The 7,476-nt window shown below is 46.0% G+C and carries 7 protein-coding genes, 1 tRNA gene and 1 pseudogene; 4 read left to right on the top strand and 5 right to left on the bottom strand.

Annotated features, from left to right (window positions below; genetic code table 11):
- Positions 1–188: 188 nt before the first annotated feature.
- The 4 genes from Q1Y74_RS08175 (at position 189) to Q1Y74_RS08160 (ending at position 2,822) form a co-directional block, all read left to right on the top strand.
- Entirely contained in the window at positions 189–1,208 is a 1,020-nt protein-coding gene (locus Q1Y74_RS08175; protein WP_300813713.1) for an HIRAN domain-containing protein, read from the top strand.
- Between the two features lie 301 nt (positions 1,209–1,509).
- A complete protein-coding gene (locus tag Q1Y74_RS08170) occupies positions 1,510–1,746 on the top strand; it encodes a hypothetical protein (RefSeq protein ID WP_300813712.1) in 237 nt (78 codons plus the stop codon).
- Entirely contained in the window at positions 1,743–2,033 is a 291-nt protein-coding gene (locus tag Q1Y74_RS08165) for a hypothetical protein (protein WP_300813711.1), read from the top strand. Before Q1Y74_RS08170 ends, Q1Y74_RS08165 begins: the two co-directional genes overlap by 4 nt.
- 405 nt (positions 2,034–2,438) lie before the next feature.
- Positions 2,439–2,822, top strand: coding sequence for a hypothetical protein (locus tag Q1Y74_RS08160; protein WP_300813709.1), 384 nt, complete (start codon positions 2,439–2,441; stop codon positions 2,820–2,822).
- A gap of 18 nt (positions 2,823–2,840) precedes the next feature.
- On the opposite strand, the gene Q1Y74_RS08155 is transcribed toward Q1Y74_RS08160, so the two are convergent.
- From Q1Y74_RS08155 to proS, 5 genes and pseudogenes are all read right to left on the bottom strand, one after another.
- Entirely contained in the window at positions 2,841–4,073 is a 1,233-nt protein-coding gene (locus tag Q1Y74_RS08155) for a Y-family DNA polymerase (RefSeq protein WP_300813723.1), read from the bottom strand.
- A 14-nt stretch (positions 4,074–4,087) separates the two neighbouring features.
- A pseudogene (locus Q1Y74_RS08150) lies at positions 4,088–4,348 on the bottom strand (S24 family peptidase); the annotation flags it as partial.
- Positions 4,349–4,396: 48 nt separating this feature from the next.
- Positions 4,397–5,602: a site-specific integrase gene (locus Q1Y74_RS08145; RefSeq protein WP_300813707.1), complete on the bottom strand. Its 1,206-nt coding sequence runs from the start codon at positions 5,600–5,602 to the stop codon at positions 4,397–4,399.
- 130 nt (positions 5,603–5,732) lie between these two features.
- Positions 5,733–5,807 (bottom strand) — tRNA-Pro (locus tag Q1Y74_RS08140).
- 144 nt (positions 5,808–5,951) lie between these two features.
- Positions 5,952–7,445, bottom strand: a complete 1,494-nt coding sequence (gene proS / locus Q1Y74_RS08135) for a proline--tRNA ligase (RefSeq protein ID WP_300813705.1) — start codon at positions 7,443–7,445, stop codon at positions 5,952–5,954.
- Positions 7,446–7,476: the final 31 nt, after the last annotated feature.

Here is a 7,476-nt window from a genome sequence, read left to right as displayed (position 1 = left end):
GACTGATTTCAACGATGTCAAAGAACTCGATTATCCCCTTTTTGAAGGACTATTTGATTAATTTTTTAACTCGTCCATTTTTATTGGACACTAATGATTCTATTAATAAGATCATCAGTTTAATAGAACAGATTATTGATGATAGAGCGAATACAAACAATGGATAACAACCGTATAGATTACTAAATATGGAGGTCTTAATATTTATCATTATAATCTTCATCGTTATCATTGTCATAGCGAAAGTGAGTGACAAAGGAGACAATTCCTCTACTACCACTTATGGCAAGAGCAGTGATGCTAAACAATACGATGACCAGATTATCGACAATACGCTGAACAGAAGCAGTCGGCCAGCCCACAACCATCAGCGTACAGAGAGTTATAACGAATCCCCTATACAATCCTATTCGAAGGCCCCAAAGAGCGGATATGTAGTCCCGACTATCGAGCATCTATCAAAGAGAGCTGAAGAACGAGGAGAAGATTACATAACGGAAATCTTCTTTGAAGTAAAAGGATTATATTATCGTGGAAGTAGAGCCATCTACGAAGCCGAACAGCTTAAAAAAGGGGAAGTTCTGAATCTGGTACCTGAACCAGACAATCCGGCAGATAAATTTGCCATTAGAGTCCACACAGAAAATGGCGTTTTCATAGGATATGTACCCAAGGAGTGTTCGGAAGAACTTACCTGGAATCAAGATAAATATATTGATTGCTATGTAAATTATGTCAAGCAAGGATATGATACTCCTTATGTGAAGGCCACAGCCAGGTATTATGGAGAGATATTTGTATATGGAGACGAATATACAGAAGTCCTCATTCATAAACTGAAAGACTACATGCAGTCCGCCATGGTGCTGAAGAAGCAAGAAAAATGGTCGGAAGCAGCGGACGCTTTCCTGGTTGCAGCAGAAAAGGAACGTCGGTTAGAAGACAAGCTCAAAGCCTATTCGGAAGCATGTATCTGCCTTCGTAAATTGAAAGACTATGATAAGGAGACAGAGGTAATCAACATGCAGCTATCTTTCTACAAGGAACTTTCCGCACCTAAATACGTGGAATTGAAAAAGAGGCTGGAGACCGCACAGCGTTTCAAGGATTCCAAGAACAGGCGGAAAACTTATAACGGAGTGAGCAAAAAAGGTAAGATGATAGCCGAAATCATAGACTCCTTGTATTTTCATCAGATAAAGAAATAGTTTTATTGCGAAAATGATTGCCCATCCAAAAACAATCCCTATATTTGCAGTGCTCAACATTTAATACAGGCGACGAGTAGTTCGCCAACCGATTGCCGTTGGCATTTTTTATGCCTTCGGTCAACCATATAAGTTCCGACCCCCGTGTGGAGTGCTTAATGGCCTCCCAGCCTGTATCAGGTGTTGAGCAACGGGAAAGCGGAACTTTCATTTTATAGGTAAGTTTCTAAATTTTCTGGGTATTGAAAGGGTCGCTTTCCCATATTCTTAACCTATTTGTTTCATTTAATTGCTCAACAAAATGAAAAAAGAACTGACCCTCGGCACGCCCGCCGTGCCTGCTCCGCGCATATCCGTTGCGGACAAACTGCGTGAACTATTTAACAAAGTGTTGCCCCAAGAATGCCAAATCAAGACCGCCCGCGATGCCTGGTACATCAGCGCCGCATTCTGCGCTTGCGCAACCTTCATCTTCCCACCCGCCGTGCTGGCACTGGTGTATTGTGTAATGCAGGCGAAGAAAGGAGGTTCACAATGAGCAATAAGATAGGTTTCCGTCACTACCAAGACGAAGACGACAAGCAGAAGCAGGAGGAACAAAAACGTCAGACCGCCATAGCCGATTTCCTCCGGCAGAACTACGCCCCCATCGGGGCAACCTCACAGAAAGTCTACAAGACCACCGCCGAACTGCAATACGACCTACAGAACATCATCGACGTATCTGCCAAAGAACTGGCCAGACAGCTCACCGAGGCCCGCTTTGCCATCGAATACATCTGCGGCCAACCTTTCTGGGTATTGTACGAAAGAATCAAAGAATAATAGCTATCTTAGCGGAGTAGAAGATTGCTTGCTGCTGGCAAGTGCCCCGGCTGCCAGAAGGTGGTCGGGGATTTATAAATTCATTTCTAACCAATCCATATGGCTATAGTTAAGGATATACTAATTAAAGTACAGAAGTATGAATACATGAGGCGATTCCTTTTGTTTGGTGAAATGTACATGAATACCCTTATGTGTTTCACTGAAATGGATGAATCTACAGGAATTGGCGACAAATTCGAGAATTCCATTTCTTTCATGCGTTATAAACCTATACAAGCTGTATTTAAGTTCTCAAATGGTAATGAAATCACATTGCATCCATCCGAGATTAAAGTTAGAGAATACGTTGACCAGAATATAGGTAATATTTATTCTATGGCAATGGTAGACTGTGATGTTTAAATGATGGGTAATAATACAAAACTATCAATTATAAATAACGATGTCTTTCAATCTTTAGATAGTGATTATGATACAATAGTGGTTATTCTTCAATATGATACATTTATTGAAAGATGTAGACATGCATTCTCAAATTTGGGAGTGGATTTTTATTTTGATAGTGTCAAATATTATTCTGAGCAGGAATACAACAATAAAATCAATATCACTCCATTTATGAAAAGGGATAAGTATAAAGCGCAAAACGAATTTAGAATATTTGCGGATTTCAATTCAAATGAACCACAAACTGTTAGAATAGGTGATATTAGAGACATCGCCATACTAATTCATAAAAGCGGTTTTAATAGTATAAACCTGAAAGAATTGCCCGAATCAATATAAAGCGTGGTCCTGTATGTTTTACGTGCAATTAATCTCAATAATCTCCCCCAAATCCGTTGTATAGTGCTTGGATAACTGCTCCTGCTTCAGCTTCCAACCGGTACCCTGACCTTGCACAGCCAGCTTGACGGAGCTTCCATGCTTCCCGTTGATGCTGTCGATGGCGTTCATCAGCCGTGCCCTCTTATCCCTGTCCACGGTATCGAACAGGTTCTGCTGGACGTTGTACGTGATTTCAGTAATAATGACACCGGCCTTCTTATACTGGTACCCAGTTCTGAAGATGCTTCGTAATCCTGTCAGAGCATAGTGAACAATCTCCAGCGTGTCGTCCGTTGGTACCGGAAGATTGACCGAAACGCTTTTCCAGTACTGGGGCAAGTCCTCCCGGAAGCGGTTGGTTATAATGAATACCAAGAGCGATACGGCGTAGCCCTTTTGTTCTCTGAGTTTCTTTGCACAAGTTGCCGCGAATGTAGACACCGCTTCATCCATCTGCTCGATGTCCTCTATCATCCGGCCGAAGCTGCGGGATGTACAAATCTGTTTACGCGGCGTGATGTTCTCCGTGATGCAGGGTGTTCCACGAAGCTCTTTCCATGTACGTTCTCCGACCACGGTCATGTACTTGCGTACCCATGAGCCGGGCAACTGGGTGAAGTCATAGGCTGTCTTCACGCCTTCTTTCTCCAGCTTGGCAGCCTGTCTCCGGCCGATGCCCCACACGTCGCCGATGGCGAACAGGCGCAGGGCCTTCTCCCGCTTCTCGTCCGTGTCGATGCAGCAGACACGCTTGTATGCCGGATACTTTTTGGCGAACTTGTTGGCCATCTTCGCCAAGGTACGGGTCGGAGCAATTCCCAAACTGACGGGTATGCCCGTACCTTTATACACCTTATTTACGATGGTGGAGCCCAAGTTCTGATAGTCCGTAATGCCATCCAAGTTCACAAATGCCTCGTCGATAGAATAGACCTCGATGTCCGGCACCAGCGATGAAAGGATAGACATGACACGGGCGGACATATCACCATAGAGGGTGTAGTTCGATGAGAATACTGCAATCCCGTGCTTCTCCACCTGCTCCCGCATCTGATAGGCCGGCGCACCCATCGGGATGCCCAGCGCCTTCGCTTCGTTGGAGCGGGCGATGACGCACCCGTCGTTGTTCGAGAGCACGACCACGGGCCGCCCGTTCAGCGAGGGGTTGAACACCCGCTCGCATGAGGCGTAGAAGTTATTGCAGTCCATCAGGCCGAACATGGCTACCTCCTCCTACGGTTCTTCTTGATGGTGTAGGTCACGATGCCCCACACCAGAAAATCATTGTCGGCAGTCACTTTGATTCGAGGATAGGAAGGATTAGAAGGAACCAACCAAACGGTGTCGCCCTCGATGGAAACCCGCTTGACGGTGAACTCGCCGTCCACATAGCACACGGCCAGGTCGCCCTCTATCAGTTCCAGGGATTTGTCGATGACGAGGATGTCGCCCTCCTCGATGCTTTCGTCCTTCATGCTGTCACCGAATGTATTTCGATGTTCTTTTTCATAGGGGCAAATGTAGGGATATTATCAGATATCCGGGAAGTGATTCTTTATTTTATCACTTTTCACCGCAAAATTCCTGCGAATATAGCGTTCCGTTGTATCAATGGATTTATGCCGGAAATGGCGTTGCAACTCCCAGGTATCTACACCGGCATTGACCAGTTCGACTCCACCCGTATGTTTGAAGCTGTACAACTTGTACGACGCCGACAAGTCAAGACGGTTACGGATGCGGTCGAAACGAAAACGGAAATTGTTCTTCCCAAGCATAACCTTTCCCGGTCTTCCTCCACCTGAAAACAAATAGAGGTCACCTTCCAGTTCATTCACCTTCAATGCAAGCAGCACGTTGTATAGCTGGTTGGGCATATTCACGAACTCGGTCTGACGGTTTTTACTGATTGTACAAGGCACACGGATGATGCGTTTGACGAAATCTATATCAAGAATGCGCAGCTGTCGCAGTTCATTCGGCCGGATGGCGCAATAATATTCCATCTGGCAGAACAACCATAACTGCGGGTCGTTCTTTCTCATATAAGACATCAGCATTGAGCGTTCCTTCTCAGGGATTGGTCGCGGTGCTTCATCGGTCAGCCTCCCCATGTCCGGGATGTCATGCACGGGATTTGCCAGCACGATGCCTTTAGCCTGAATCATGTAATCGAAAAACCCGTGCAAGATTTGTTTGTACTTCAGAACCGTACGTTTTGATACCTTGTTTTGCTCCACCATGTATAGCAGGAAATCGCAAATATGCTCTCTCGTGATGCAGCTTATATGAATGTCGTCCAGCTTCTGATGCTCTGCCCACTCGGCAAAGATACGCAGTTTCGAGCGATAAGTCTGGTAAGAATGCGCAATGACGGTCACCTTCTTCACGTCCAGGAACTCTGATAGATAGACACGGATGGTAGGGAGGGATTCACGTTCACGTCCCCACCGGTCAGCGTGTACCTGCAAGATGAGAGCATCCTGATACGTCAGCTTCTCCTCCTTGAAGGGAGTCCATCCAGTTGACAGTTTATCCTTGATTTCTGAAATGATTTGTTTGGCCAAGGCATATCTTTCCTTGGCTGACTTCAATTTTCTGAAACCGCCATATTCCCTGAAACGCTTGAGCTTGTCAGTGCGCGGGTCACGGCATGAATATTCCACGAACCAATCCCTGCTCAAATCTCCGCCAGCATCCACCAGATGTGGCAAAACAATAATCTTTTTCTTTCTCATAATTAATCTTTTTTTGACCAGTTTTTTTTGACGATTTATGAACCAGACAAAATCAGACTATTTTCAGACAGAAAAAAGAACCCTTATCTAAAGAAAAAAGGCCTGATTTCCAAAGAAATCCGACCTAATGTCGGGGTGAAAGGATTCGAACCTTCGACCCCCTGCTCCCAAAGCAGGTGCGCTAACCGGACTGCGCTACACCCCGAATGCCTTACCTTTTCAAAAGCGAGTGCAAATTTAGCTTTTTCCTCGGTATGCACCAAATCTTTTTCAAAGTTTCTGCACTTGAATAAATGAAAAGGAAACAAGTCGACCCCCATAACTAGTCGACCTGTTTCCTTCCGTTATTTTAATAGGAACGGGCAAAAATCACGCGGCAGGGCGATGGTTTGCCTGTCACCATACATTTGCCGGGTTCCTTGTCACCGGGTACAAAAGAATCAAACGGGATGCACCGAATGGTAGCCTTGGTCTCTTCCTTAATCTTTTCTTCGGTCTCGGTTGTACCGTCCCAGTGAGCCAGGATAAAGCCGCCTTCCTCAATCTTCTCCTTAAATTCCTCGTAGCTGTCCACGGTCGTAATACGGCTGTTGCGATAGTCGAGCGCTTTCTTGTAGATATTTGCCTGGATGTCTTCCAGCAGGTTCTTTACATACTCTTCGATGCCGTCGCACGAGCGGGTTTCCTTCTCCAACGTATCGCGACGCATAATCTCCATGGTGTTGTTCTCCAAGTCACGTCCACCCATTACCAATCGTACGGGAACGCCCTTCACTTCGTAGTCGGCAAACTTGAAGCCAGGACGTTTGTTGTCGGCATTGTCGTACTTCACAGAAATGCCCAATGCCTTCAATCTCGTCACGATGCCTGCCACCTTCTCGTCTATCTTGGCCAACATCTCGGCATTTTTGTAAATAGGTACAATGACTACCTGAATCGGAGCCAGGTGTGGCGGCAATACAAGGCCGTTGTCATCAGAGTGAGTCATGATGAGCGCTCCCATCAGACGGGTAGACACACCCCAGGACGTAGCCCATACATATTCCAGCTTGTTCTCTTTATTGACAAACTGAACGTCAAATGCCTTGGCAAAGTTCTGTCCCAGGAAGTGCGAGGTTCCGCTCTGCAGGGCCTTACCATCCTGCATCATGGCCTCGATGGTATAGGTGTTCAATGCGCCGGCAAAACGTTCGTTGGCCGACTTCACACCCTTAATGACCGGAACCGCCATGTACTTCTCGGCAAAGTCGCTGTAAACGTTCAGCATCTTCACGGCCTCGGCTTCGGCCTCCTCCTTAGTGGCGTGTGCCGTATGTCCTTCCTGCCACAGGAATTCTGCGGTACGCAGGAACAGGCGGGTACGCATTTCCCAGCGGAACACGTTTGCCCACTGGTTGCAGAGAATAGGCAAATCACGATAGGAATTAATCCAGTTCTTATAAGTATTCCAGATGATGGTTTCAGAAGTCGGACGAATAATCAATTCTTCTTCCAACTTGGCAGCCGGATCTACAACCACTCCCCCACCATTCGGATCGTTCTTCAGACGGTAGTGGGTTACCACGGCACATTCTTTGGCAAATCCTTCCACATGTTCTGCCTCACGGCTGAGGAAAGATTTCGGGATGAGCAATGGGAAATAGGCATTGACATGTCCTGTTTCCTTAAACATATCGTCCAACTGACGTTGCATTTTCTCCCAAATAGCGTATCCATAGGGCTTAATAACCATACATCCACGCACAGCCGACTGTTCTGCAAGGTCGGCTTTCACCACCAATTCGTTATACCACTGCGAGTAATTCTCGCTTCGCTTGGTGAGGTCTTTCAATTCTACTGCCATTCTTATTTTGTTTTTAAAGTTTCTTTATTCG

The organism is uncultured Bacteroides sp. (assembly GCF_949298305.1).
GTDB lineage: Bacteria > Bacteroidota > Bacteroidia > Bacteroidales > Bacteroidaceae > Bacteroides.
The sequence above is the reverse complement of the archived record's forward strand: the minus strand, read 5'-3'. Positions and strand labels throughout refer to the sequence as shown.